We start from the raw sequence: 24,491 nt of genomic DNA, 5'->3' as shown, positions 1-24,491 counted from the left end.
GCAGGTGTAGGGCAGTTGCTTCGGAAAGGGAATTGCGCAATAAGCGGCCTGAAGCAATGTTTGCGGTAACATTTTTGCGAATCCCAAGGAAGACGTGAGGAGAACGACACCAATGCGACGCCTGAGAAATGTAAAAATCGTGGCGACGCTGGGGCCGGCGTCCAATGACTATGACATGATCCGCGCCCTGCATGAGGCGGGTGCAGATGTGTTTCGCCTGAATATGAGTCATGGCAGCCATGACGAAATTCGCGAGCGGCACCGGATCATCCGACAGGTGGAAAAGGATTTGGACAGCCCGATCGCGATCTTGGCTGACCTTCAGGGGCCGAAACTTCGCGTGGGTGTCTTCGCCAATGACGCGGAAGAACTGGAAGAGGGCGCGAATTTTCGGTTGGACCTTGATCCCGCTGCGGGAGATATCAATCGGGTCTGCCTGCCGCATCCCGAAATTTTCGCGGCTCTGGAGCCGGGCGCGCGTCTGCTGGTGAACGATGGCAAAATCCGACTGATCGTAAAGGACTGTGGTCAGGACTTTGCCAATTGCACGGTTGAGGTCGGCGGTACGATCTCGAACCGCAAGGGCGTCAACGTGCCTGACGTCGTGCTGCCGCTGGCGGCGTTGTCCGCCAAGGACCGGGATGATCTGGAGTTTGTCTGCCAGCTGGGCGTCGACTGGCTGGCGCTGAGCTTTGTGCAGCGCGCCAAGGACGTGTTTGAGGCCCGTGCGCTGGCCGATGGTCGCGCTTCGATCTTGTCCAAGATCGAAAAACCTGCCGCGGTTGAGGCGTTTGACGACATCCTCGACGCCTCGGATGGTATCATGGTTGCGCGTGGCGACTTGGGTGTTGAACTGCCGGTTTCCGCTGTGCCGCCAATCCAGAAACGCTTGGTGCGGAAATGCCGTGGCGCTGCCAAACCAGTGATCGTGGCTACGCAGATGCTGGAAAGCATGATCGAAAGCCCGATGCCAACACGGGCCGAGGTCTCGGACGTGGCTACCGCGATCTATGAGGGCACCGATGCAATCATGCTCAGCGCGGAATCGGCGGCAGGATCGTATCCGGTCGAGGCCGTGCAAACCATGAACAAGGTCGCCATCGAGGTCGAAGCCGACCCGACCTATACGCAGATTATCACCGCATCGCGTACCGCGAAGGGGACAACGATCGCTGACGGTATCGTCGCCGCCGCGCGCGAGATTGCGGAAAAGACCGATATCAAAGCTATTTGCTGTTTTACCCAAAGCGGTACCACGGCTCTTCTGACTGCCCGCGAACGCCCCGGCGTGCCGATCATCGCCATGACGCCAGCCACGGGTACGGCCCGTCGCCTGTGCCTCACCTGGGGGTGCCACTGTGTGATGACGCCGGAACTTGAGCGGTTCAAAGGTGCCGTTGTCAACGCTGCCCGCGCCGCCCGTGCTGGTGGGTTCGCCTCAGAAAGCGACCAGATCGTTGTGACCGCAGGTGTGCCGTTCAATGTGCCCGGAACCACGAATATTCTGCGCATCGCACCCTGTGACGAGCGTCTGATCTACAATACCGATCCAGGTTGATTGGGGCGGTTTTCCGTCCTTGAGGAACGCTGTAATGTAAGGTTTGCCTATTATTTAGGCAAAAAAAGATCAATCAAATCAATAAAAAGCCGGACTCAGGGTTGAATCCGGCAATTTCCCCTCTGTTTTTCGGTGTTTTTCCCGGATACTTGTCCGCAGGGCAGTCTACTCAATTAAGTTCCAGGTTCCGGCTGCCCCGCCGGGGGCACGGGCTCCGGTACAATCAACGATAACGGAGGAGCGTCATGACAACGAAAATTGTCATAGGACTGGACGGGACAGAAACCGGGGAACGTGCGATCGCCTTTGCCAAAGATTTGGCGGGACGTATCGGCTCATGCGAATTGCTTGTGGTTTATGTGATCGAATGGTCCCCATTTACTTTCCAGACACCGGAAGAAAACGCCCTGCGGCACAAGCGGCGCGAAGAAGAGGTCAAACTGGCCACAACACGGATTATCACGCCAGCGGTGGACGCTCTAAAGGCTGACGGCTTCTCAGCGCAAGGCATAGTACGCCATGGCGACGTAGCAGAGACGCTGAATGCGATCACGGTTGAACACGGTGGCACCCAGATCATCGTCGGGCGCGCTTCGGCAGACGGGTTCAAAAAACGCCTGTTCGGCAGCTCGACCCAGAATCTGGTCATGCATGCCGATGTGCCGGTCACAGTAGTGAACTGAGGGGAGTGACAAGAATGAACAAGCTTCAACACTTGGGGGTGGCCATTGCTGCCGCCCTGACCGCTGCTCCTGCAATGGCGCAGGAAGCGCCGGGCCTGGATGACAAGATCAATCAGGCCTTTGCCGATTTCACCGGGCCGTTTGTCAGCTTTATCTTCGCTCCGTTTCCGGGCACAGGATTCCCATGGATCGTGGGATGGCTGGTGATCGCGGCGACGGTCTTTTCGCTGTACTTCGCATTTGTGCAATTCCGCTTTTTCGGGCACTCCATCAGTCTTGTCAAAGGCGACTATTCCGATCCCAACGATGCGGGTGAGGTCAGTCACTTTCAGGCACTGGCAACCGCGCTTTCGGGCACGGTCGGTCTGGGTAACATCGCCGGTGTGGCGGTGGCCGTTGGCATAGGCGGGCCAGGCGCGACATTCTGGATGATCATGGCGGGTCTTCTGGGCATGGCGTCGAAATTCACCGAATGTACTTTGGGCGTGAAATACCGTAACGAATACGACGATGGCACCGTCTCGGGCGGCCCTATGTATTACATGTCCAAGGGGTTCGCCGAGCTGGGCCTGCCGGGCGGCAAGATTCTGGCCGTTCTGTTCTCAATCTTCTGTATCCTCGGCGCGCTGGGCGGCGGAAACATGTTCCAGGCCAACCAGGCGCATCAACAGATCGCGGGTATCACCGGCGACTATCCCGGCTGGATCACGGGGCTGGTTTTTGCCGGTATCGTGTTCGCAGTGATCGTAGGTGGCCTTAAGTCCATCGCGCGCGTAACCGAGAAGGTCGTCCCGTTCATGGGCATCATGTACGTGCTGGCTGCTCTGGTCATCATCATCATGCACGCGGACCAAATCGGTTGGGCTTTTGGCCAGATCTTCGCAGGTGCCTTTACCGGCCTTGGCGTGGCCGGCGGCATGGTTGGCGCTCTGATCCAAGGCTTCCGCCGTGCGGCGTTCTCGAACGAAGCGGGCGTTGGTTCTGCTGCGATTGCACACTCGGCCGTGCGGACCAGCGAGCCGATCACGGAAGGGTTCGTGTCGCTGCTTGAGCCGTTCATCGATACCGTCGTGATCTGTACCATGACCGCGCTGGTGATCATTATCACCCAGCAGCTGATCATCGATCCGCAAACTGGCCTGTATATGCTGACCGAAGACGGTTCGGGTATCGCAACTGTTGATGGCAACTCGGGTGTCAGCCTGACTTCGGCCGCCTTTGGCAGCGCCTTTGGATGGTTCCCCTATGTGCTGGCGGTCGCGGTGGTGCTGTTTGCCTTCTCGACCATGATCAGCTGGTCCTACTATGGCCTCAAAGCCTGGACTTACCTGTTTGGCGAAGGCCACACCAAAGAGCTGGTATTCAAGATCATCTTCTGCATCTTCGTGGTGATCGGTGCGGCGGCCAACCTTGGCCCGGTCATCGACTTCTCGGATGCGGCGATCTTTGCGATGGCGGTTGTGAACGTCTTTGCGCTTTACTTCCTGATGAAAGTGGTGCGCGAGGAACTGGCCAGCTACTCAGCACGGCTGAAGAGCGGCGAGATCCGCAAGTTCGGCCACTAAGCCATACCACCGGGGCGGCGTGTGTCGCCCCGGTGCCTGACCGCTCTGCGAAAAGCGCAGATTCTGGTCAAAACCCCCTTGCCAGTATGACGGAACTTGCGTAAACGGCGCTTCTGATCGCGTGACCGGCCGAGATGGCATGCCGAGTCGCGTTTAGTACCGAACCCTGAAAGGAGACGGAAATGCCTAAGATGAAGACCAAGTCGAGCGCCAAGAAGCGCTTTAAGGTGACTGCGACCGGTAAGGTCCTTGCTGGCCAGGCCGGCAAACGGCACGGCATGATCAAGCGGACCAAAAAGTTCATCCGCGACGCCCGTGGCAACACCACCCTGTCCGCCCCCGACGCCAAGATCGTCAAGGGCTACATGCCCTACGACCGCTAAGAGGAGATTAAGAGATGTCCCGCGTTAAAGGTGGAACCGTAACTCACGCCCGTCACAAGAAGGTCATCAAGGCCGCCAAAGGTTACTATGGCCGCCGCAAGAGCACCTTCAAGGTTGCCCGTCAGGCCGTCGACAAGGCCAACCAGTACGCAACCCGCGACCGTAAAAACCGCAAGCGCAACTTCCGCGCGCTGTGGATCCAGCGTATCAACGCTGCTGTCCGTTCGCATGACGAAGCACTGACCTATTCCCGCTTCATCAACGGCCTGAACCTGGCCGGTATCGAAGTGGACCGCAAAGTTCTGGCCGACCTGGCCGTGCACGAACCGGAAGCGTTCGGCGCGATCGTCGCCAAAGCTCAGGCCGCTCTGGCTGCCTGATCCTCTTTCGAGAGACAGTGAATGAAAGGCCGTTCCCGATGGGAGCGGCCTTTTCTGTTTGGGCAATTGAGTGGCAGATGTAGCGATAAGTTACCTTTACAAGCCGCTCAGGTGCTTTCGCGGACCGGCGACATGGTCGGACAGATCAACGACGCATTAAGCAAACTTAATCCAAACGCAATATGCGCTCCTAGGAACGATCAACACATGACGCTCACCTAACAGGAGTGAGTACCATGAAACATGCTGCCTTGGGTTTGGTGGCCCTGAATTTGGCTTTTTTAAGTGGTCCAGCCTTGGCGGATTGTTACTTCGGAACCGATGCTTTGACCGGCATGGAAACTATCATCTGTGAAACAGATGGTAGCTTTTCCAGTTGGGGCAACATGATCGCCGAAGCCTGAAATTCTCTGACAACGCCCGTTGTGTAGTCCGAAAAGGAAACCGTTATGTTTAAGGGTACTGTTGCCGTTGTTGCCCTCGTGGCCCTTGCGGGGCCTGCCATATCAGCCCAGTTCTATCCGGCGAACAGTCTCGACAGTGTCGCACTGATTGGTCCTCCTGCCGAACCCGGCACGGCGGAGTTCGACAAAGAAATGTTCACAGTCATGTGGTTGCAGGAAAGCCGAACTCCTGAACAGGTGGACTTTGTCCAAAAGTCCGTCGATCTGGAACGCTTTGCACCTATCGTCGCTACTGGGTTGTTGAATGTCGACACGCAGGTTTTGAGTGAAACGCTGGATCAGATTATTGACGAAGTGCGTGACGACTATAATTTCGTTAAGGCGAAATACGATATTCCACGCCCTTTTGTGATCAATGATACCGTTGAGCCCGTTGCGACTGCGTTCCCTGTAACCTCCTATCCGAGCGGACATACGATCCGTGCAATAGTATATACATCGGTTCTTTCGGACGTTTTCCCAGAACATTCCGATGCACTTGAAGACCTTGGGAGAGAAATTGGTTACGGCCGAGTTATCGGTGGCGTGCACTATCCAATGGACGTCGTTTCAGGGCAAGTATTGGGTAATGCTTACATGGAAGTGATCCGCGACCAGCCTGCCTACCACGAAGCGTTGAATGCCATTCAGTTAGGCAGCGACGATGTAGCCATGCCGATCAGTCAGTAGGTACGTTATCAGAAGCGCTGGCCGCCATTCTACTGAATAGATCGAGGTTCCGGCCTTTGACGTGGGTGTTGGCTTACTGTTCATCCTTCTTTTTCACCAATTGCGCAGCAAACGCCACCCCGGTACCCGGCCCGGCATAGGTGACCATGATCACGTCATCCAGATAGACACCGTTGAAAATCCCGGCCGAAACGTCCTCACCTGAAATCCCGGCCTCGGCCAGAACAAAGCGGGTGGGGTCGTCTAAGGAGAAGGTGCCCATCGCCTCTTCGACGATCCAATCGGTGTCTCCGATCCGCCGCCAGCGGTTGGTGGCGGTGATTAGGTTGCCGTCGAGTTTGGTGATCTCCAGCTCCATTTCGGTCTTCAGCAGACCTTTTTCGTGGTTCGGGTTCGACTTGGCAAAACCCACTAGATAGGTACCGTGCCACGTTCCAACGATCTGAGGGAAGCCGCTGCCGGTTTCAGCTGTGGCTGGGGCAGCGGTGGCCAGTATAAGGGCTGCAGCCAAGCTGCGGATAAAGTTGAGTAACATTAATCAATCTCCTGCATAGGATGAAATCAGGCTACCTGAGATCAGGAAATTGGCAAGCTATCACTCTAAAACAAAAAACCGGCGCGATAGGCGCCGGTTTTCACAGATTTCATGCAGTGCGTTAGCCGAACACGCGGCCCAGTGCACCATCGACTGCGTCGGTGATCTGGTCGATGTCATCCGCCGTTGCGATCAAGGCGGGCGAGAAGCACAGCGTGTTGTTGCGGCTGGGGATTGAGCGGTTGGTGGCACCGATGATCACGCCCTGCGCCATACAGTCAGCGACGACCGCCTGGACCTTTTTCTCGTCCATCGGCTCTTTGGTGGACCGGTCTGCAACCAGCTCAGCGCCCAGGAACAGGCCCTTGCCGCGCACGTCGCCGATGACCTTGTGCTTTTCCATCAGCGCCTGAAGGTTGTCGAACATACGATCGCCCATGTCGGTGCAGTTCTGCAGCAGGTTCTCGTCCTGAATGATGCGCATGTTTTCAACCGCAGCCGCCGGACCCGCAGTGCAGCCGCCAAAGGTCGAGATATCGCGGAAATAGCTCATTGGATCAGCTGCGTCGTCCTTGAACATGTCAAAGACTTCCTCGGTGGTGACCATGCAGGCAATCGCCGCATAGCCCGAGGCAACGCCTTTGGCCATTGTCACGAAGTCAGGCTTGATGCCGTATTGCTGATAACCGAACCAGGTACCGGTCCGGCCAACGCCGCAGACCACTTCGTCGATGTGCAGCAGCACATCGTATTTCTTGCAGATTTCCTGCACACGCTGCCAATAGCCCTCGGGTGCTTCGATCACGCCACCGCCTGCGGTTACCGGCTCAAGGCACAGCGCGCCCACGGTGTCGGGACCTTCGCGCAGGATGACTTCTTCGATCTGATCCGCGGCCCAGACGCCAAAGTTCTCTTCAGGCGCGCCGTCCAGTTCGTGCTTGCGGTATTCCATGCAGTGGGGCACGCGCACGAAATCGGGCGCGAAGGGGCCGTATTGCGCGGTGCGCTCGTCCTGACCGCCAGCCGACATGGTTGCCAGCGTCGAGCCGTGATAGTCGCGGTCACGATATAGAATCTTGGTCTTTTTACCGCCATAGCGCTTGTGCGCTATCTGGCGAACCATCTTGAAGGCCTTCTCGTTCGCCTCAGAGCCCGAGTTGGTGTAGTAGACGCGGCTCATGCCCGGCATCTTGTCGATCAGCATCTCGGCAAAAACCGAACCGGGAATCGAACCTGCGGTATTGGCGAAATAGCACAGCTTCATCAGCTGATCATAAACCGCCTTACAGATCGATTCGCGGCCATAGCCGACGTTGACGGTCCAGACACCACCGGACACGGCGTCCAGATGTTCTTTGCCGTTCTGGTCCCAAACGCGCATGCCTTTGCCTTCGACAATGATGCGAGGGTCATTGGTTTCAAAGGGTTTATGCTGGATCAGGTGGTGCCAGATATGGGCGCGGTCGGCCTCGACTACGCGGGAAAGATCGTTTTCGTTGAACGTGCCGTCCATGACATGTCCTTTCAGTAAGATGCGGTGCGCGGAATGCGGGAACTGCCCCGATCCGACAGATGTTTTCGATGGCTCAGATCACCGCGAATGGCCTGCCGGAGATAGGGCCAGATTGCATCATCCCGTATTACCAGTCCAGACCTGCGCCGTATAACTACGGGTTTGTCACGCGCCAATCTTTGTGCTCAATTCGCGCTGAACGCGGTTTGGGAGGATTAGCGGATGGGAGCCACACAGATTTACGAGCATCATCTGGACAAATGCCGGGCAAATTTCACGCCCTTGTCCCCGCTGAGCTTTATCGAACGTACAGCGCAGGTTTATCCCGATTACCCTTCGGTTGTGTATGGGGAGCGTCGGTATAGTTGGGCGGAGACCTATGCACGCTGTCGCCGTCTGGCAGGAGCTCTGACTGCGCGAGGGATCGGGAAGGGAGATACAGTTTCAATTATCGCAGCCAATATCCCCGAGATGTATGAGGCGCATTTTGGTGTACCAATGGCCGGGGCCGTTCTGAACGCGATCAACACGCGGCTGGACGCACCGATCATCGCTTTCATCCTGAACCATGCGGAAGCCAAGGTGCTGCTAGTCGACCCCGAATTCACGGGCGTGGTGAAAGAGGCACTGAAAGAGGTCGACCATGACCTTCTGGTGATTGACATCGAAGACGCCAGCTACCACGGCGGAGAAAAGCTGGGCAGCCTGACCTATGACGCGTTGCTGGCCGAGGACGACCCGGAGTTCGACTGGTCCTTACCTCACGACGAATGGGACGCGATCACTCTGAACTATACCTCCGGCACCACGGGCAACCCGAAGGGGGTGGTCTATCACCATCGCGGGGCGGCGCTGAACGCGCAATCAGACCTGCTGGATTGGGACATGCCCAAACACGCGGTCTATCTGTGGACGTTGCCGATGTTCCATTGCAACGGTTGGTGTTTTCCCTGGGCGATGGCGGCAAATGCGGGTGTCTCGGTCTGCTTGCGTGCGGTGCGGGCCGAGCCGATCTATGCCGCCTTCCGGGATGAAAAGGTCACTCATTTCTGCGGCGCGCCAATCGTTCTGAACATGCTGGCCCACGCGCCTGACGAGCTGAAGGATTTCAACCATCAGATCAAGGTGATGACCGCCGGTGCCCCGCCGCCCGCCGCAGTGATTGAGGCGATGGAGGCGATGGGTGTCGAGGTGACTCATGTCTATGGCCTGACCGAGACCTATGGCCCGTCGGTGGTTTGCGCTTGGAAAGATGAATGGAATGCCAAAGGCGCGCAGGAACGCGCCGCACTGAAGGTCCGCCAAGGGGTGCGCTATTCGGCCCTGTCCGGTCTGATGGTGGCCGACCCTGAAACGTTGGACCCTGTCCCTGCAGACGGCGAAACCATGGGCGAGATATTCATGCAAGGCAACGTGGTGATGAAAGGTTACCTCAAGAACCCGGACGCGACGGACAAGGCCTTTGCCGGTGGTTGGTTTGCCTCGGGCGATCTGGGGGTGATGTATCCCGATGGCTATATCGCGCTCAAGGATCGGTCCAAGGACATCATCATCTCGGGTGGTGAAAATATCTCGTCGGTTGAGGTCGAAGGTATCCTGTACAAACACCCTGCCGTGATGGAGGCAGCAGTGGTGGCGCGACCGGATGAAAAATGGGGTGAAACGCCCTGTGCTTTCGTTGAACTGAAGCCCGATGCCACCGCGACAGAGGCGGACTTGATCGCCTTCTGCCGTGATAACATGGCGCATTTCAAGGCGCCAAAAACGGTTGTATTCGGAACTCTGCCCAAGACTTCAACCGGTAAGGTTCAGAAGTTTGTGCTTCGGGAGCAGGCTCGGGCGTTGACTTAAGCGCCCGCCTTTTCGAACATAGCCAGGTTTAGGCCCAGCATCTCGCCCATCCAGACGGCGCGGTCCCGGTGATCCTCCAGGTGCTGGCCGGTTTCTGGGTGAGTAAAGATTGTCAGCCCCTGCCGGTTCAGCATCAGCCATGGGATAACCTGATCGAAGGCGTCGGCTGCAAAACCCAGCTGGCAGCTCCAGCGGGAGTGCGGGCCAACGGGGCGGGTGTGCATGCGGCCCATCTCAACAGGGAACAGGCGCGCGGCTTCTTCGCAAACCTGCCGCGCTGTGTCTTGGGTGTCTGCGTCGTAATAGACATGGGCGTGATAACCGACGATTTCTGGCATGGCGACCTCATTCCTCAAATGTGGACAACCTAAGTCGAACCGACAGTCATTCCCACCTGCGCCCATACACAAACTCTGTGCACGGGCTCAGAACCATGTTCAGCCTGGTTTTTTGGCTGCCGTCTTCACGGCCTGCGTCAGTACGTCAGCATCTCCGATATGGTTGGCAAGTACTAGAATCAGCCGCGCGTTTAACGCATCGCTGTCAGTTTTACTTAACCCTTCATGGGCGGCAAGCAGACCGGCATAGAAATCATCGGCATTGTCTAGATTCGGGGTGAGGATCAGATCAGCCATTTTGCTTACTCCTTACCTGTGGCCCGGCGGATCGCCTGCCGGAATGCGTTTTCTTCGAACGAGTCGCGCCGCGCGGCGACGTGCTGATCGGGGCGAATTAGATAGACCGCGCTGGTCGCATCTCCCAGATATCGCCGCTTGAGTTCCAGTGTCAGGTCATCCTTGACCGACAGCGCCAGTCGTGTGGCTTCGACCCCGTCTTCTTCGATGCGCTCGGGGGCGTCGGCGTCTATGGTCAGCAGGGTGAACTTGCCCGCAAGTTTCGGAAGCAGGAACTCATCGCCCAGTGGCGCATCTGGGCAGGCCGCTCCAGGGCGCGTGATGCCCGGACCGTCCAGTGCATCTGCCGAGCTCAGAGAAGATCCTTCATAGGTGCAAGGCGTGCTCAGACGCCCGGAATTGACCAGAGGACGAGCGAATTCATGCTCTTCGCTCAAGTCCAGAACCGCGTCCCGCAGCAGGCGCGACATCTCGGATTTCGGCGTGATGAAATCGGTTGAGCGGCTGGAGTTGATGATATTCTCATCCGCTGCCTGCGTCCTCTCACGGCTATAGCTGTCCAACAGAAGTTCGGGCGCCTTGCCGTCGATCACCAGTTTCAGCTTCCAGCACAGGTTGTCGGCGTCCTGCATGCCCGAGTTGGCACCTCGCGCCCCGAACGGGCTGACCTGATGCGCACTATCACCGGCAAACAGCACTCGGCCATAGCGGAACCGCTCCATACGGCGGCACTGGAAGGTATAGATCGAGACCCACTCCAGATCGAATGCCACATCCTCACCCAGCATCGCCTTGAGGCGTGGGATGACATTTTCTGGGCGCTGCTCGCGCTCTTTGTCGATATCCCAGCCCAGTTGCAGATCAATACGCCAGACATTGTCGGGTTGCTTATGCAACAGCGCCGATTGTCCGCGATTGAAGGGGGGATCAAACCAGAACCAGCGTTCCGAGGGGAAGTCGGCCTCCATCACCACATCCGCTATCAGGAAGTTATCCTCGAATACGCGGCCTTCAAATTCCAGCCCCAGCATCCGTCGGGTAGGAGAACCGGCCCCGTCGCAGGCGATCAGCCACTCGGTCTCGACATTGTAAGGGCCTTCGGGGGTTTCGACCTCCAGCGTGACATGGGTGTCATGGGTGCCGATGGCCTCGACCTTGTTGCGACCGCGGATTTCGATGGGCGCTCCTTCGGCCTGCAATTCCCGGACGCGGTCGACCAGAGCGTTTTCAAAGTAGTATTGCTGCAGGTTGATAAAGGCGGGGTTTGCATAGCCCGTGTCGGGCTGCAGGTTGAATTCATAGACCTGCCGGTTGTCGAAAAAGACCTTGCCTGTGTCCCATTGCACGCCTTTTTCCACCATTGAACGACCTGCACCAAGACGGTCGGCAATATCAAGTGTGCGCTGCGAAAAGCAGATAGCCCGGCTTCCGAAGCTGACCTTGTCATTGTCGTCCAGCACCACGACCTCGACCCCTTGCTGTGCAAGATCAATCGCTGCAGCCAGCCCGATGGGACCCGCGCCGATCACGATAGCCTGGTGTCGAGCGGGGCTGGCCGCATCCTGATCCGGGCTGCGCTGATACGCATAGAGCGGTACTTCGAAAATCTTGTTCATGGGCTCTCCCCCGATGTTCTGGCGCTGATGAAACGCAAGATTTCATTCTCCGGGCACGTCTGGCCGAAGGTTTGAGGCAATGGTTTCACTGAACAAACCGCCGTAAAACGATCTGGATCAAATGCGACGGAATGTCCCTTACCTTGCAGTTCCGCCCACATCTAAAGATTGTGTAGTCGGCGAACCTCGGGTCGTGCTGAGCCGTATAGGCCTAAAGTCTTTCGACAATCTCCGCGGATGAGACCGTCTTTTTTAACCGGCTCGATTGAGAAGCAAAAGCCTTGGTCATGCGTTCCTCCTTACCGTTTGTAGGGATTTGGGAGGGCGGGCAGAACGGCACCTGAGCAGTCGCCGAACCCGATGATGTAGCCCTTACCTTTGGCCGAACCGGTCAGAGTCAGTGTGTCGCCATCTTCGATAAAACTGCGCGTTTCACCGCTGTCCAGTGTCAGCGGTTCCTTTCCGCCCCAACTCAGTTCCAGCAGCGATCCACGTTCAGGTTTTGTGGGGCCAGAGATAGTGCCAGAGCCCAGCAAGTCGCCGGTATTCATCGGGCAGCCAGAGGTCGTGTGATGTGCCAGTTGTTGCGCCGCCGAGAAGTACATCTGGTTGTAGTTCGTCCGGGCGATGGTGGTGGCGGCCTTGCCTTCGGGCGCCATCGTGACCTGCAGATCAATGTCATAAAGCATCGGACCAACGTCCTTGAGGTGTTCCAGAAGTTCGACATCACGTTCGGGAGTGTCACAGCGGAACGGCTCCAGCGCTACCTTGGGGACAATCCACGGGCTGATCGAGGTGGCCGTGGCCTTGGCCTGAAACGGTCCGAGGGGTTGGTATTCCCAAGCTTGAATGTCGCGCGCCGACCAGTCGTTTAGCAGGACATAACCAAAGATCATGTCGTCCGCCTCTTGTACCGAGACTGGCCCGTCTGAAGGTGTGCCAACGATCGCGCCCATCTCAAGCTCGATATCGAACCGTTGCGACGGGGCGAAGCGAGGCAGGGAATCGTTTGGTCCTTTCAGCTGACCCCAGGGGCGGCGAATTTCCGTACCCGAGACGACAACTGAGGAGGCGCGACCGTTGTAACCGATTGGTATATGCAGCCAGTTCGGCGGCAGTGCGTTTTCCGGACCGCGAAACATGGTGCCGACATTCTGGGCGTGATGACGGCCGGCATAGAAATCGGTGTATTCGCTGACGGCAAACGGCATGTGCATTTCAGCCTCTGCCTGCGCGACAAGCAGGGGTTCGATCTTTTCTTGCTCCTCGGACCCGGCGGCCAGCAAACCTGTCAACCGGTTCCGCAACGCAGCCCAAACAGCGGGGCCCTGCTCCATCAGCGGGTTCCAGAAGGGCAGGTCAAATAGCGGCTCTTCAATCAGGTCGATGAGGCCCTTGGCCTCGGCGGCGGTGACATCCAAGATCATATCGCCGATCGCCACGCCGCAGCGCGGGTGGCTGCCTTCGGTTGAAAACACGCCATAAGGCAGATTGTTCAGCGGAAACGGGTGGGTGGCGTCATTGGCCGAAGCCACCCAGGATTTCATCAACGGCATCTGTGATCCTTGTGTATCTGATCTATTGTGCGTCGCGCAGGGATTTCAGACCCAATAGCAGCGCGGCCAAAATCATGAAACCACCGCCAGCGCGATCCAACCACAACCGCGCCGTACCTTTGAGGCGCGTCGCCAACCAACTGGCGCTGCCGCCATAGGCTGTCAGGAACAAACCGTCGAGGGTCAGGTAGGTGGCCGAGAGAATTGCGAATTGCGGCCAGAACGGCAGCGCTCCGTCAATGAACAGCGGGAAGAGGGCGGCAAAGAACACCACTGCCTTGGGGTTTGCGGCTAAGGTGATAAATCCCTGCATCCAGAGTGCCTTGCGGCTGGCGCGGGGTGCGGCTTCTGTTGTCTTACGTTCGGCCTTTGTGATCATTTTCACACCAAGAAACAGCAGATATGCCACGCCCAGCCACTTGATCACAGCCAACGCCGTGCCCGAGGCCGCGATGATTGCCGCCAGACCGAGACCGGCGGCCAGCATCTGCAACAGGTTCGCGGTCAAATCCCCGGCTGCAGTGAACAGCCCGCGTTTCAAGCCGTTCGTTGCCGAGTTGGACAGCATCAGCAATTGGCTGGGGCCAGGCGTGCTCATCAATAGCAGGACCGTGGCGACATAAGTAAGCCAGATGTCAAAGCTCATTGCGACCTCATTTTTTGCCGGGCGTTCCGTCAAACTTTTTCTCAAGCGAGGTCCAGCAGTCAATGTAATCGTCCTGCAAGGGGGCCTCATTGGCCGCAAAAGACGTCAGATGCTGCGGAAAGCGGGTTTCGAACATGAAGGACATGGTGTTGTCCAGCTTGTCTGGGCCAAGATTGGCATTCGAGGCTTTGTCGAAGGCCTCGCGGTCCGGACCGTGGGGCAGCATCATGTTATGCAGGCTCATGCCGCCGGGAACGAAGCCCTGCGGTTTGGCGTCGTACTGGCCGTAGATGTTGCCCATCAGCTCGGACATGATGTTCTTGTGATACCAGGGCGGGCGGAAGGTATCCTCCATCACCATCCAGCGCTCGCGAAACAGGACAAAGTCGATATTGGCCGTGCCTGGGTCGCCGGATGGCGCGGTCAGGACGGTAAAGATAGAGGGGTCGGGGTGGTCGAACAGGATCGCGCCGACTGGGCAATAAGTGCGCAGGTCGTATTTATAGGGCGTATAGTTCCCGTGCCACGCCACGACGTCCAGTGGGCTTTGACCAATCTTTGTGGAGTGAAACTGCCCGCACCATTTGACGGTGACGGTCGACGGGACTTCGCGGTCCTCAAACGCGGCCACCGGAGCCTTGAAGTCACGCGGATTGGCCATGCAGTTTGCGCCAATCGGTCCTCGGCCGGGTAGTTCGAATTTCTGACCGTAGTTCTCGCAGACGAATCCACGTGCGGGGCCTTCCAGAACTTCGACACGGTACACCAGACCGCGCGGGATGATGGCTATCTCTTTGGGTTCCAAATCAATGATCCCCAGTTCAGTCGCAAAGCGCAGACGGCCTTCCTGCGGCACCACCAACAACTCAGAATCGGCTGAGAAGAAGTAATCATCCACCATGGATTCAGTAACCAGATAGATATGGCTGGCCATGCCCACCTGCGTGTTCACGTCACCCGCCGTGGTCATCGTCCGCATGCCGGTCAGCCAGGTCAGGCCATCATCTGAATGCGGCACCGCATCCCAGCGATACTGGCCCAGGCTGATCACGTCCGGATCAATGCATGGTGCAGACTTCCAATAGGGCAGGTCAATTTTTTCATAACGATGTGAATGTTTTACCGAAGGGCGGATGCGATAACACCACGTCCGTTCCGGCGGGTTCGCGGTAAAGGCTGTGCCGCTGAGTTGCTCGCCATACAGGCCGTAATTGCACCGTTGAGGACTGTTCATCCCCTGCGGCAGCGCGTCGGGCAGCGCTTCGGTTTCAAAGTCGTTTCCAAATCCGGGCATATAGCCCGAATGGGTGCCAACAGGCGTGCTGGCCTGTGTCAGACTGTGCGTATCCGTCGGACGATTCATCGCGTTTCCCTCCGTTGCTGGTTGCCGGATAATAGTTGATTTTGTAACTAACAAGCATGACACAGGACGATTCCCCAAAAAAAGATGACTTTAATGTGCAAGATTTTCTGCCCTATCTGCTGAATCGCGCGGCTGAGGAAAGTTCGCTTGAGTTTCAACAGATTTACAAGGATCGCTATGGAATGCTGCGCACCGAGTGGCGTGTATTGTTCCATCTGGGCAGTTACGGCGAGATGACCGCAAAAGAGATCGGAGAACGTGCCCGGTTGCACAAAACCAAAGTCAGCCGGGCGGTGCACAAGTTAGAAACCCGCCGGTATCTCGTGCGCACTCGCAATGAAACGGATCGTAGGGTTGAGAATCTGACACTGACCGCACAGGGGCAAGCCGTCTACCGCGAGCTGAGGCACATTGCCGGGCAGTATGACTCAAAACTGGTCGCCCAGTTCAGCACCGAAGAGGCTGCCGTGTTGCGAAAAATGTTACGGCGACTGGCGCATATGGTCTGAATAGTGGTAATTTCGCCCCTCGGCCCCCAGATTACATCCAGAGCGGACACTGGAATAATAACAAAATGACGACCCCGACTGCCGAAACGGCTAAATCAACTGATCTTATAAACTGGCTTGTCACACGTGGCCTAGAAGGCGCTACGAAAGAGGATTTGCTGGATGGCTACTGCAACAAGCTGCTGGAGTTGGGTGTTCCACTGATGCGCTTTCACGCGGCACAATCAACGCTGCACCCCGTTTATGGCGGCACCGGATTTAGCTGGTATCAGGGGCAGGGTGGTGAATCCGAGACTTTTGAGTATTCAGAAGAGCCTAGCGAACAGTGGCAGCAAAGTCCTCTCTACGCGATCCTCAACAATGAGGTGGATGAAATCCGCGAACGCCTGGTCGATCAGAATGAGGCCAGTCGTTTCCCCCTGCTGAACGACCTGCGCCAGATCGGTGCGACGGACTACTACGCCACCGGAGTCAACTTTGATGTTCCAACCCACAACGCACCGAGAGACGCTGAAAAGGCGGTGGGCGGGGTGTTGATGTCCTGGACCTCGAACGCGCCCAAAGGGTTTCTGGATGGGGATCTAGATTTGATCAATACCGCGCTGCCACATCTGGGTTTAGCCCTGAAGTCTGCGGCGAGTGCCCGGATCTCTAAGGACCTGATGCGCGTCTATCTGGGCCGCGATGCTGGGCGGCGCGTGTTGTCGGGGGAAATCCGTCGCGGATCGCTGCAGCAGATCGACGCGGTGATCTGGAACTTTGATCTGGAAGGCTTCACCAGCCTGTCTGAAGAGCTGCCTGGCAATGAAATCATCGACATGCTGAACGACTATCTGGCCGTGGCCGTCGGTGTTGTGCACGAAAACCGCGGCAACATCCTGAAATTTATGGGGGATGGGTTGATGGCGATGTTCGATGTGGGCGAGATCGACGAAGACGCCCGCGCGGCGCTGAAAGCCGTTCCGATGCTGCAGCAGCGGATTGAGGACTTGAACGCCCACCGTGTAGCTGAGGGCCTGCCGATAGCTAACTTCACTCTGGCTCTGCACGCAGGAGAGATTCTGTATGGAAATATTGGATCCGAGACCCGGCTGGATTTCACCGTAATTGGTCCGGCGGTGAATCAGACAGCCCGGATTGCCGGAATGCATCGGTCGCTGGGGCAGAAGATCCTCATCTCGGATGACGTGGCGCGTGCTGCGCAGCCCTGCGGTCAGGATCTGATATCGGTTGGGCGCTACATGCTGCGCGGTGTGTCCGAGCCGAAGGAGTTGTTTACGATCTACAAGGCCCCGCATTAGGGGGCCTTTGTAATTGATACCAGTTGACGGCATCGGTCGCGTGTTGGCCTCGCTACCCCGGTTGTTCTGAATCTCAGGCAACTGTCTGTTTCTGAGCGATTTTGACGGATCAGGTATCTGTTGTATGATCCCTATCTGCGTTCGAAGACCGTCATGATTAACTGGGTACACATGTAAGGAGTCGAGCAGGCCGTGCAGTTCGATACTCTTTTCGACTCCTTCGTGGTGATGCTGGCTCTGGTCGGATCGGCGGTTTGGTTCCGGCGCAGAAATGTCATTCAGGATCGGGAGCAAGGGGTATTCGCACGCTTGGTGACGGATTTCGCTCTACCGGCGCTGATCTTTGCCAACCTCAGCAGTGAACCCTTTCGCGTTCAGAATTTCGAACTGGCATTAGTTCTGTTTCTAGCCATTGCCGTAGTCATGATCGCAGCCTGGCTGGCCGGGCGTTTGATGCGGTTGGACCGACCGGTGCTGGGATCGGTGATCTTGGTTTCGGGGGTCGGCAGCACCTCGACGCTGGGCTATTCGCTGCTTCAGAACATCTATGGCGACAACACCGAGATCATGAGCCAGCTTGTCGTGATGGGTGAGATCGGAGTCGTGCTGCCCCTGTTCACCGTCGGTGTCGCTATCGCCAGCTATTTCGGCGAGAACGATGGCGAGGGCCCCACGGTCGGCGAGGCGTTCCTTACCTTCCTGAGGTCCCCTATTTTTTTAGCCTTTGTGCTGGGGGTGCTTGCTTCGGCCATTGGTCTGCCAGAGGGCAACAGGATTGTCGAACTGCTGGAAGACTTCCTCGGGATCGCCAGCGCCTCACTGACTTTCCTTGTAGCCTTTACCATCGGTCTGATGTTGAGACCTATCGCGTTTGGCCAGTTGGCTGGTCTGGTTGTGCTTGTCTGTGTGCTCAAGCTGGTCCTTGAGCCAATGGTCGCGGGAAGCTTTGCTTATGCGCTGGGGCTGTCGGATTTCCAGCACGACATTCTGGTGGTCGAGGCCGCGATGCCGTCCGGTGCGCTGGCGGCGGTGATTGCGGCTCGGTACGGGTGCGACTCGGCCATTGCCTCAGCCTTGCTGATCGCAACCTTTGTGCTCAGCCTGTTCGCTCTGCCTCTGATCGGTTTGCTGATACTATGAAATGAGTGGTTGCGTTGGGTTTGACGGCCTTTAAAAGTCGATCTCGACGCCCGGCAGGTTCAGTTCTTTCATCATGTCGCGCAACTCTTGACGCGCTGCGATGTTTGAGATGTTGAGTTGCTTGACGCCGATATCCTTGAGGTCCAGCAGGGTCAGGCCGCGCGGAAACAATTCGCGGAAGATAACACGTTCGGAGAAGCCCGAGGCGACGCGGAAGCCGATGCGTTGCGACAGCATCTCGATCGCGCGCTGCATCTTTTCCTTGTTAACCATACGCTGCGTACCGACGCGGTTTCGGACAACAACCCAGTCGATGGGTTTCAGCCCGGCCTGCGCCCGCAACTGCCGCGCGTTCCAGACCATCTCGGAATAGACCGACGGCCCGAGGATTTTCTCACCCTTTGAATCGATCCGCGCCAGCAGGTCGAAATCGATGAAACTGTCGTTCAGCGGCGTGATCAACGTATCGGCCAGTGAATGTGCCACCTGACTGAGGCGTGTGTGTGAGCCGGGGCAGTCAATCAGGATAAAGTCGCTGTCGCTTTCCAACTCGGCCACCGCGGCCGACAGGCGGTGGTCATAGATATTCTCGCCAGGTTTCAGCGTGCTTGCGTCGATCTCGGGCAGGTCATGGTGGCGCGGGCTAGGCAGCCGTGCCTCCGAGCCGTTCATGAAGTTGCCGCGGTTTTCGAAATAGCGCCCGAGGCTGCGCTGCCGCAGATCCAGGTCCAATGTGCTTACCTTGTGGCCCAACCGTGCCAGAGCCGTGGCCACATGCATCGACACGGTCGATTTGCCTGCGCCGCCCTTCTCGTTCCCCACTACGATGATGTGTGCCATGCCTGTATTCCCATGTCCCGCCGTGTTTGCCCACACGTTGTTGCGACCCACTATATGTTGTGTAAGGCTAGAAGGGAAGAACCCCAAGCGTTGTTGCAGTCCGATAATAGGCTCTAAAATGGAAAACCAAGCCTTGGGCGCGGGTTAGGTTGCGTACTTGTCAAATGCAACGCCCTGTTTCACTGTCTGATGCAGGAAATTGCGAGTAGGGGCGGCCATTGGAGCACCTGTTTCTGAACGTTCTGAACGTGGTCCTGCCCGTGCTGATCTGCGCCGGAATCGGATATTGTCTGGCAGTGATAAAGGCACCTTTCGACAATAAGGTGATCGGGGGGATTGTCTCGCGGGTCGGTTATCCCACATTGATTATCTCGCACCTGTCCTCCACAAAGATTGCTGTTGGCACGTTTCTGGATGTGATGGCCGCGGCGGCGTTGACGATTATCGGATTTGGCCTGTTGGGTTTTGTCGCGCTCAAGGTGCTGCGTCTGCCGGTCCGGGCATTTTTGACGCCGCTGATGCATGGCAATGTGGGTAATATCGGTCTGCCAATAGCTCTGTTGGCGCTGGGTGATGCGGGGATGGCCTATACGATGGCGTTCGTCGTCGTCGTGTTGATCAGCATCTTTACCGTTGGCATGTGGATTCCGGCCGGAGAGTTCTCGCCCAAAAAGCTTGTCACATCGCCAATCATCTATGCCGTGATCCTGTCCCTAGTCCTAATGTCCACAGGATACAGCCTGCCGCAACCGGTGGCCAAGTCCTTTGACATTTTAGGTGGCCTGTCGATCCCGCTGATGCTGCTGACGTTGGGCCATACGCTTGCCGATCTACGAGTTAAAAGCATCGGTCGGGCCGTCACGTTGACCATACTTCACTTGGTGATGGCCATTCTGATCGCCAGCACTTTGGTCTGGGGGTTCGGCTTCTCCGGCGCCGAGCGAGGCGCGGTGATCCTGTGCTGCCTGATGCCATCTTCGGTTGCCACATATCTATTCATCGACCAGCACGTGCCGGAATATGGACCGGATGTGGCGGGGTTCATTCTAGTGTCCACGTTGACAACAATCGTCGTGTTGCCCGTCGCGCTATCTTACTGGATCTGACGCAAGCCTATGCGCAGTGACAAAAATCGCTTAACTTATTAAAAGTTAAGCGGAACAGCCACAGATGCGAGGCAGTGAGATGAGCGACCCAAGCGCAGCGGAACCTACGCAAAAAGGGCGCGCGCGTGTCGTGCTTGCGATGACGGCGATCTGTATGATGGTCGTGGGGTTCAATACCACTGCTGTGACCACTGTTCTGCCCAACTTGAAGGCCGAGTTCGATCTGACCCCGTCCGGGTTGCAGTGGGTGATGGCCACCTACACCGTTGCCAGCGCTACGCTTGTCACCATCGTTAGCCGCCTGGGGGATATCACCGGCAAGATGGGGGTGTTTTTCTTTGGCATGATCGTTTTTGCCATCGGATCTGCATCGGTCCTGTTTGCGCAGGACGGAGCAATGTTGCTGTTCGGTCGTGGCGCGCAGGGGGCCGGTGCGGCGGCGCTGTTCGGCACCTCTCTTTCCCTGCTGACTGCTGCCACACCCGAGGAACAACGCGCCAGCGTAACCGGTGCCTGGGGCGCTGTCGTTGGGTTGGCAATTGGTGTCGGTCCCATCGTGGGAGGCGCGCTTGGCCACTACGTCAGCTGGCGGGCGGTGTTTGCGGTCGACTTGCTTCTGCTGGTTGTAGCCTTTTTCATCGGGTTGCATGTCAGCAAGCGGAAATACGTGCCGGATACTCGCCTTGCCGGAGCGAAATTCGACTATCCGGGTGCGGTAGCCATCCTGTTTTTCCTGGGGCCGCTGTCCTTTGCGCTCAGCAACGGGGAAAGCGGCGGTTGGGCCACGCTCCTCACGCTGGTCCCGCTGGCCATAGCCGCGATGGCGACTGTCGCGCTGGTGATCGTTTCACGCCGCAGCGACGACCCGCTGATTGAATTGCGGTACTTCCGCCATCCACGCTATTTCATGGCCGCGGCAGGCATGTTCTTTACCGGCTTCACGCTGTTCTGCTTCTTTGTCTATTTCAATACCTTCGTACAGTCGCCAGATGCTTTCGGGTATACATCCATCGGAGCGGGGCTAGCGATTATGCCGCTCAGTCTCAGCATGTTCGTGATCTCCGTTACTGCGCCTCGGTTTCTGGCGCCCTACAGCTTTCAATGGCCGGTCGCGATTGGCCTCGGTGCGATGGCCTGCGGTTTCCTGTTACTGATGACGACCACGAACACCACGCAATATACCGAAATTTGGTGGAAGCTGCTGATTGTTGGCATTGGCATGGGCATCTGTTTCTCGCTGCTACCCCGTCTTGGTTTGCGCCTCCTGCCCGAAGAGCACGTGGGGCAGGGATCGGGTGTGATCAACGCCTGCCTCTATTTTGGCGCCACCCTTGGTGCAGTGGTCGGAGGTCTGGCCGAGTCTATTACCACCCGCCGGGGTCTTTCCGAGGTGATCGATGCGCTACCCGCTGGTTCCACCCAGCGCGAGGATCTGGCCCATGCGCTGACCCACGGCAGTCCCAGCCAAATCCAACAACTGATCGCGGGGATGGATCCTACGACCAGTACTGCTTTGGCAAAGGCACTAAGGGATCTGCAGGATAACGCATTTGACAGCGCCATGGTGGTCGCTGCGATCGCGGCTCTGGTTGGAATGGCGCTGGCGCTGATGTTGCTGCGCGGTCCTGTGCCACCGGTTCACAGTGCGGCAGAGTTAACGCGCCAACCGCGCTAAACAGCACATTTCTTCAACGTCAGTCCAAAAAATTAACCGCCAAGATACACGCCATCTCTGGGGCGATAAAAAACCTTCTGATCGTGTAGTTTACCAAGGAGATCGTGGACCCGGCGCAAGGTTTCCTCGCGCTCGGATTTGCTGTCGTCCGTCTCATCCAGCGCTGCCAGAGACAAAGAGGCCGCCGAACCACGTAACGCCGTTTCGATCAGGTCCATATCCTCGACCGATAGTTCGAACATATCATTGTACTGGGGCATATTCTGCTTCTCCGTGGGTTTTTGAACCTGCGTCTAGAACCAGTCTAGCATTTGTTGACGTCTTAAGAAATTGATCCGTGTCTGATAACATTCGTTGAAGCTGAAAGGGAGCTAACGTACAAATTCAGATACGAAACTGTGACTGTTAACTAGTGAAAAAGAAGTAAATATGCCAAGTTACGATCTTCTCGTTTATCGAATTGCCACCGGCGACGACACTTACCAAAATACAGGCAATTTCACTATTGAAGTTGCTGGTGAAGTCACAATCGAAGAAAACAACGGTGTCAACGATACAATATTCAACGACTTCACTCACGGACCCAATCAGGCAGATGCGTCAGACCAAGAGGTAATTGCTTCGTCTGTTTCCGGAATTGACGTGGGTGAAACCCTCGATGCGAGATATTCAATATCTTTTACAGGTAGCGATGGGAGTACCGGGACGGTTCATGTCCTCTTTCAAAATGAAGAATCTTGGGGGGGATCTACAACTTCATATCCGTTAATTGTTTCGGATACTCCACTAGATCCCACTGTAACTTATACCTTTGGCGCCAATAACGTTAATGGCTTCGTAGAGTATGACGATTTGTATATTTGTTTTGCCAAAGGCACCAAAATTCTGACAGTCGAGGGTGAAAAGCCGGTAGAAGAGCTAAAAACGGGCGACCGAATAAAAACCAAACACAACGGCGCGCAGCCAATAAAGTGGATTGGGTTCAGCACAGTAAATGCGTTGGGCAAAGCTGCGCCTATAGTGTTCGATCCTTATTCTATAAATAACACTGAGCAACTCGTTCTCTCTCCTTTGCATAGAATTGTTCGAGAAGGGTGGCGTGCAGAGCTCTTGTTCGGAGAGAAGGAAGTTTTTGTAGAAGCTAAGTCCATGGTTAATGGGGACTCGATACGGCAAGTTCCAAGACCCAGCATCACTTATTACCACGTCATGCTGGAACAGCATGAAGTGATTTATGCAAACGGCGCAGAGGCGGAAACGTTGTATCTTGGTGAAATTGCAAGGTCATTCATGACTGAAGAGCAACTGGATGAAGTGTCTTCGATTTTTCCTGAACTATTTTGCGAAACATCTACTCATGTTGGAGGGGTTTTATTGCGTTCTCTCACCAATAGAGAGGGAAAGCTGCTAGCCGAAAGATTCCAGTAAAACGCCTTAGAACCAGTCGAGGATGCTCTAGATATTCGTTTGACCACTGTCGGAAATCGTCACACTCGCGCGCTGTATTGAGCTTAGCGATTAGACGGCGCGCCTTTATAGGCTCTTAGCCTCCCATATCAGCAACAAAAAAGGCCGCCCCGAAGGACGGCCTTTCGCATTCGAACCAGGTCAGGCTTAGAAGCCCAGACCTTCGTATTTCTTTTTGAACTTCGACACGCGGCCGCCGGCGTCCATCAGGCGCGACGAGCCACCGGTCCACGCGGGGTGCGAGGAGGGGTCGATTTCCAAAGCCAACTGTTCGCCTTCGCTGCCCCAGGTGGACTTCATCTGAACCACGGTGCCATCGGTCATTTTGACGTTGATGACGTGATAATCGGGATGGATGTCTTTTTTCATCTTTCCGCTCCTTACGCCTCGGCGCCAGCCTTGGGCTTGTAGTTGGTGACTTCGGCGATACGCGCGGATTTACCACGGCGCGAGCGCAGGTAGTACAGTTTGGCGCGACGAACGCGGCCACGGCGGACAACGGTGATGCTGTCGATGTTGGTCGAATGCAGCGGGAACACACGCTCCACGCCTTCGCCAAACGAAATCTTGCGAACGGTGAACGAACCGGCGATGCCGCTACCACCTTTGCGCGCGATGCAGACGCCTTCGTAGTTCTGCACACGGGTACGCGACCCTTCGGTCACTTTAAAGCCGACACGGATAGTGTCACCGGCTTTGAAATCGGGGATGTCTTTCCCCAGGGCGGCAATCTGTTCCGCCTCAAGCTGTGCGATCAGGTCCATCGCAGTTACTCCTATCTGCTCGTGGTTGGTCCACGAAGTTAAGCACGGCCTGAGAGCTCTTGGTCTTCATCGGGTTCTGCGTACAGCCCGCCAGAGGTCAGATCGAATGTTCCTTTGGTCTGGTTCGCCCTGACACGCCGTGGCTGAAGAAAGCCGAGCGTTGCGCCATTTTGCAAACCAAAACACCGGAGACGCGCAGTTGCGGCACCGGATTGCGCCGCTTTACGGGGTTTGCGGTCAGGGATCAAGCCAAAAACGCCATATTTTTCAGG

Annotated in this window: 26 protein-coding genes; 14 read left to right on the top strand and 12 right to left on the bottom strand. The window is 56.6% G+C overall.

The window, feature by feature from the left end:
• Window positions 1-112 precede the first annotated feature (112 nt).
• From pyk to ABLN94_RS21240, 7 genes are all read left to right on the top strand, one after another.
• On the top strand, window positions 113-1,558 hold the full coding sequence (pyk, locus tag ABLN94_RS21270; RefSeq protein WP_352996220.1) for a pyruvate kinase: 1,446 nt from the start codon (window positions 113-115) through the stop codon (window positions 1,556-1,558).
• A 245-nt stretch (window positions 1,559-1,803) separates the two neighbouring features.
• Window positions 1,804-2,241 (top strand): universal stress protein, encoded by a 438-nt coding sequence (locus ABLN94_RS21265; RefSeq protein WP_352996218.1) that lies wholly within the window; start codon window positions 1,804-1,806, stop codon window positions 2,239-2,241.
• Window positions 2,242-2,255: 14 nt separating this feature from the next.
• Window positions 2,256-3,806 carry an alanine/glycine:cation symporter family protein gene (locus ABLN94_RS21260; protein ID WP_352996216.1) on the top strand — a complete coding sequence of 517 codons (1,551 nt, stop codon included), beginning with the start codon at window positions 2,256-2,258 and terminating at the stop codon, window positions 3,804-3,806.
• A gap of 182 nt (window positions 3,807-3,988) precedes the next feature.
• Entirely contained in the window at window positions 3,989-4,189 is a 201-nt protein-coding gene (gene rpmI, locus ABLN94_RS21255) for a 50S ribosomal protein L35 (RefSeq protein ID WP_010443552.1), read from the top strand.
• A 14-nt stretch (window positions 4,190-4,203) separates the two neighbouring features.
• On the top strand, window positions 4,204-4,569 hold the full coding sequence (gene rplT, locus ABLN94_RS21250) for a 50S ribosomal protein L20 (RefSeq protein ID WP_008756009.1): 366 nt from the start codon (window positions 4,204-4,206) through the stop codon (window positions 4,567-4,569).
• A 236-nt stretch (window positions 4,570-4,805) separates the two neighbouring features.
• Window positions 4,806-4,973, top strand: coding sequence for a hypothetical protein (locus ABLN94_RS21245; protein ID WP_352996214.1), 168 nt, complete (start codon window positions 4,806-4,808; stop codon window positions 4,971-4,973).
• 45 nt (window positions 4,974-5,018) lie between these two features.
• On the top strand, window positions 5,019-5,702 hold the full coding sequence (locus ABLN94_RS21240; RefSeq protein WP_352996212.1) for a phosphatase PAP2 family protein: 684 nt from the start codon (window positions 5,019-5,021) through the stop codon (window positions 5,700-5,702).
• A gap of 73 nt (window positions 5,703-5,775) precedes the next feature.
• Here the strand turns inward: ABLN94_RS21240 and ABLN94_RS21235 are convergent, their stop codons facing one another.
• Both ABLN94_RS21235 and ABLN94_RS21230 read right to left on the bottom strand, forming a co-directional pair.
• Complete coding sequence (locus ABLN94_RS21235; protein ID WP_352996210.1) at window positions 5,776-6,237, bottom strand: hypothetical protein; 462 nt, start codon at window positions 6,235-6,237, stop codon at window positions 5,776-5,778.
• 121 nt (window positions 6,238-6,358) lie between these two features.
• Complete coding sequence (locus tag ABLN94_RS21230) at window positions 6,359-7,750, bottom strand: aspartate aminotransferase family protein (protein ID WP_170493667.1); 1,392 nt, start codon at window positions 7,748-7,750, stop codon at window positions 6,359-6,361.
• A 222-nt stretch (window positions 7,751-7,972) separates the two neighbouring features.
• Between ABLN94_RS21230 and ABLN94_RS21225 the strand changes: the two genes are divergently transcribed.
• Window positions 7,973-9,601, top strand: coding sequence for an acyl-CoA synthetase (locus ABLN94_RS21225; RefSeq protein ID WP_352996208.1), 1,629 nt, complete (start codon window positions 7,973-7,975; stop codon window positions 9,599-9,601).
• On the opposite strand, the gene ABLN94_RS21220 is transcribed toward ABLN94_RS21225, so the two are convergent.
• The 6 genes from ABLN94_RS21220 to hmgA all read right to left on the bottom strand — a co-directional run bounded on the left by ABLN94_RS21220 (window position 9,598) and on the right by hmgA (window position 15,417).
• On the bottom strand, window positions 9,598-9,939 hold the full coding sequence (locus ABLN94_RS21220; RefSeq protein WP_352996206.1) for a DOPA 4,5-dioxygenase family protein: 342 nt from the start codon (window positions 9,937-9,939) through the stop codon (window positions 9,598-9,600). The two genes, ABLN94_RS21225 and ABLN94_RS21220, sit on opposite strands and share 4 nt — an antisense overlap.
• 99 nt (window positions 9,940-10,038) lie before the next feature.
• Window positions 10,039-10,236, bottom strand: coding sequence for a DUF2783 domain-containing protein (locus ABLN94_RS21215; protein WP_352996204.1), 198 nt, complete (start codon window positions 10,234-10,236; stop codon window positions 10,039-10,041).
• 5 nt (window positions 10,237-10,241) lie between these two features.
• Window positions 10,242-11,852 carry an FAD-dependent oxidoreductase gene (locus ABLN94_RS21210; protein ID WP_352996202.1) on the bottom strand — a complete coding sequence of 537 codons (1,611 nt, stop codon included), beginning with the start codon at window positions 11,850-11,852 and terminating at the stop codon, window positions 10,242-10,244.
• Between the two features lie 299 nt (window positions 11,853-12,151).
• A complete protein-coding gene (gene fahA, locus ABLN94_RS21205; protein ID WP_352996200.1) occupies window positions 12,152-13,408 on the bottom strand; it encodes a fumarylacetoacetase in 1,257 nt (418 codons plus the stop codon).
• A 22-nt stretch (window positions 13,409-13,430) separates the two neighbouring features.
• The gene (locus tag ABLN94_RS21200; protein ID WP_352996198.1) at window positions 13,431-14,054 is read right to left on the bottom strand and encodes a LysE family translocator; all 624 of its coding nucleotides are present in this window, start codon (window positions 14,052-14,054) and stop codon (window positions 13,431-13,433) included.
• Between the two features lie 7 nt (window positions 14,055-14,061).
• Complete coding sequence (gene hmgA / locus ABLN94_RS21195) at window positions 14,062-15,417, bottom strand: homogentisate 1,2-dioxygenase (protein ID WP_352996196.1); 1,356 nt, start codon at window positions 15,415-15,417, stop codon at window positions 14,062-14,064.
• A gap of 56 nt (window positions 15,418-15,473) precedes the next feature.
• Here hmgA and ABLN94_RS21190 point away from each other — a divergent pair, with 56 nt between their 5' ends.
• The 3 genes from ABLN94_RS21190 to ABLN94_RS21180 all read left to right on the top strand — a co-directional run bounded on the left by ABLN94_RS21190 (window position 15,474) and on the right by ABLN94_RS21180 (window position 18,367).
• Complete coding sequence (locus ABLN94_RS21190) at window positions 15,474-15,926, top strand: MarR family winged helix-turn-helix transcriptional regulator (RefSeq protein ID WP_352996194.1); 453 nt, start codon at window positions 15,474-15,476, stop codon at window positions 15,924-15,926.
• A gap of 65 nt (window positions 15,927-15,991) precedes the next feature.
• Window positions 15,992-17,227, top strand: a complete 1,236-nt coding sequence (locus tag ABLN94_RS21185) for an adenylate/guanylate cyclase domain-containing protein (RefSeq protein WP_352996193.1) — start codon at window positions 15,992-15,994, stop codon at window positions 17,225-17,227.
• A 192-nt stretch (window positions 17,228-17,419) separates the two neighbouring features.
• Complete coding sequence (locus ABLN94_RS21180) at window positions 17,420-18,367, top strand: AEC family transporter (protein WP_352996189.1); 948 nt, start codon at window positions 17,420-17,422, stop codon at window positions 18,365-18,367.
• Window positions 18,368-18,397: 30 nt separating this feature from the next.
• Here ABLN94_RS21180 and ABLN94_RS21175 read toward each other — a convergent pair whose 3' ends face one another.
• Window positions 18,398-19,207 (bottom strand): division plane positioning ATPase MipZ, encoded by an 810-nt coding sequence (locus ABLN94_RS21175; RefSeq protein ID WP_170493701.1) that lies wholly within the window; start codon window positions 19,205-19,207, stop codon window positions 18,398-18,400.
• Window positions 19,208-19,425: 218 nt separating this feature from the next.
• On the opposite strand from ABLN94_RS21175, the gene ABLN94_RS21170 reads away from it, so the two are divergent.
• Both ABLN94_RS21170 and ABLN94_RS21165 read left to right on the top strand, forming a co-directional pair.
• Window positions 19,426-20,313 carry an AEC family transporter gene (locus ABLN94_RS21170; RefSeq protein ID WP_352996187.1) on the top strand — a complete coding sequence of 296 codons (888 nt, stop codon included), beginning with the start codon at window positions 19,426-19,428 and terminating at the stop codon, window positions 20,311-20,313.
• A gap of 79 nt (window positions 20,314-20,392) precedes the next feature.
• Complete coding sequence (locus ABLN94_RS21165) at window positions 20,393-21,988, top strand: MFS transporter (protein WP_352996185.1); 1,596 nt, start codon at window positions 20,393-20,395, stop codon at window positions 21,986-21,988.
• A gap of 32 nt (window positions 21,989-22,020) precedes the next feature.
• On the opposite strand, the gene ABLN94_RS21160 is transcribed toward ABLN94_RS21165, so the two are convergent.
• Window positions 22,021-22,248 (bottom strand): hypothetical protein, encoded by a 228-nt coding sequence (locus ABLN94_RS21160; protein WP_352996183.1) that lies wholly within the window; start codon window positions 22,246-22,248, stop codon window positions 22,021-22,023.
• Window positions 22,249-22,417: 169 nt separating this feature from the next.
• Here ABLN94_RS21160 and ABLN94_RS21155 point away from each other — a divergent pair, with 169 nt between their 5' ends.
• Complete coding sequence (locus tag ABLN94_RS21155; RefSeq protein WP_352996181.1) at window positions 22,418-23,416, top strand: Hint domain-containing protein; 999 nt, start codon at window positions 22,418-22,420, stop codon at window positions 23,414-23,416.
• A 186-nt stretch (window positions 23,417-23,602) separates the two neighbouring features.
• Here the strand turns inward: ABLN94_RS21155 and rpmE are convergent, their stop codons facing one another.
• The gene (rpmE, locus tag ABLN94_RS21150) at window positions 23,603-23,824 is read right to left on the bottom strand and encodes a 50S ribosomal protein L31 (protein WP_352996179.1); all 222 of its coding nucleotides are present in this window, start codon (window positions 23,822-23,824) and stop codon (window positions 23,603-23,605) included.
• 11 nt (window positions 23,825-23,835) lie between these two features.
• A complete protein-coding gene (rplS, locus tag ABLN94_RS21145) occupies window positions 23,836-24,219 on the bottom strand; it encodes a 50S ribosomal protein L19 (protein ID WP_170328369.1) in 384 nt (127 codons plus the stop codon).
• Window positions 24,220-24,491 lie beyond the last annotated feature (272 nt).

The organism is Ruegeria sp. SCP11 (assembly GCF_040329455.1).
In the GTDB taxonomy this organism is placed as follows: domain Bacteria; phylum Pseudomonadota; class Alphaproteobacteria; order Rhodobacterales; family Rhodobacteraceae; genus Ruegeria; species Ruegeria atlantica_E.
This window is presented reverse-complemented; position numbering and strand designations above follow the sequence as displayed.

Excerpts from the sequence above, each read along its gene's own strand:
- rpmI (WP_010443552.1), top strand. The coding sequence starts at position 3,989 with ATGCCTAAGATGAAGACCAAGTCGAGCGCCAAGAAGCGCTTTAAGGTG.
- ABLN94_RS21190 (WP_352996194.1), top strand. The coding sequence starts at position 15,474 with ATGACACAGGACGATTCCCCAAAAAAAGATGACTTTAATGTGCAAGAT.
- hmgA (WP_352996196.1), bottom strand. The coding sequence starts at position 15,417 with ATGAATCGTCCGACGGATACGCACAGTCTGACACAGGCCAGCACGCCT.
- ABLN94_RS21240 (WP_352996212.1), top strand. The coding sequence starts at position 5,019 with ATGTTTAAGGGTACTGTTGCCGTTGTTGCCCTCGTGGCCCTTGCGGGG.
- ABLN94_RS21245 (WP_352996214.1), top strand. The coding sequence starts at position 4,806 with ATGAAACATGCTGCCTTGGGTTTGGTGGCCCTGAATTTGGCTTTTTTA.
- fahA (WP_352996200.1), bottom strand. The coding sequence starts at position 13,408 with ATGCCGTTGATGAAATCCTGGGTGGCTTCGGCCAATGACGCCACCCAC.
- ABLN94_RS21225 (WP_352996208.1), top strand. The coding sequence starts at position 7,973 with ATGGGAGCCACACAGATTTACGAGCATCATCTGGACAAATGCCGGGCA.
- ABLN94_RS21260 (WP_352996216.1), top strand. The coding sequence starts at position 2,256 with ATGAACAAGCTTCAACACTTGGGGGTGGCCATTGCTGCCGCCCTGACC.
- rpmE (WP_352996179.1), bottom strand. The coding sequence starts at position 23,824 with ATGAAAAAAGACATCCATCCCGATTATCACGTCATCAACGTCAAAATG.
- ABLN94_RS21220 (WP_352996206.1), bottom strand. The coding sequence starts at position 9,939 with ATGCCAGAAATCGTCGGTTATCACGCCCATGTCTATTACGACGCAGAC.
- rplT (WP_008756009.1), top strand. The coding sequence starts at position 4,204 with ATGTCCCGCGTTAAAGGTGGAACCGTAACTCACGCCCGTCACAAGAAG.
- ABLN94_RS21160 (WP_352996183.1), bottom strand. The coding sequence starts at position 22,248 with ATGCCCCAGTACAATGATATGTTCGAACTATCGGTCGAGGATATGGAC.
- ABLN94_RS21210 (WP_352996202.1), bottom strand. The coding sequence starts at position 11,852 with ATGAACAAGATTTTCGAAGTACCGCTCTATGCGTATCAGCGCAGCCCG.
- ABLN94_RS21215 (WP_352996204.1), bottom strand. The coding sequence starts at position 10,236 with ATGGCTGATCTGATCCTCACCCCGAATCTAGACAATGCCGATGATTTC.
- ABLN94_RS21200 (WP_352996198.1), bottom strand. The coding sequence starts at position 14,054 with ATGAGCTTTGACATCTGGCTTACTTATGTCGCCACGGTCCTGCTATTG.
- rplS (WP_170328369.1), bottom strand. The coding sequence starts at position 24,219 with ATGGACCTGATCGCACAGCTTGAGGCGGAACAGATTGCCGCCCTGGGG.
- ABLN94_RS21230 (WP_170493667.1), bottom strand. The coding sequence starts at position 7,750 with ATGGACGGCACGTTCAACGAAAACGATCTTTCCCGCGTAGTCGAGGCC.
- ABLN94_RS21185 (WP_352996193.1), top strand. The coding sequence starts at position 15,992 with ATGACGACCCCGACTGCCGAAACGGCTAAATCAACTGATCTTATAAAC.
- ABLN94_RS21155 (WP_352996181.1), top strand. The coding sequence starts at position 22,418 with ATGCCAAGTTACGATCTTCTCGTTTATCGAATTGCCACCGGCGACGAC.
- ABLN94_RS21235 (WP_352996210.1), bottom strand. The coding sequence starts at position 6,237 with ATGTTACTCAACTTTATCCGCAGCTTGGCTGCAGCCCTTATACTGGCC.
- ABLN94_RS21265 (WP_352996218.1), top strand. The coding sequence starts at position 1,804 with ATGACAACGAAAATTGTCATAGGACTGGACGGGACAGAAACCGGGGAA.
- pyk (WP_352996220.1), top strand. The coding sequence starts at position 113 with ATGCGACGCCTGAGAAATGTAAAAATCGTGGCGACGCTGGGGCCGGCG.
- ABLN94_RS21165 (WP_352996185.1), top strand. The coding sequence starts at position 20,393 with ATGAGCGACCCAAGCGCAGCGGAACCTACGCAAAAAGGGCGCGCGCGT.
- ABLN94_RS21175 (WP_170493701.1), bottom strand. The coding sequence starts at position 19,207 with ATGGCACACATCATCGTAGTGGGGAACGAGAAGGGCGGCGCAGGCAAA.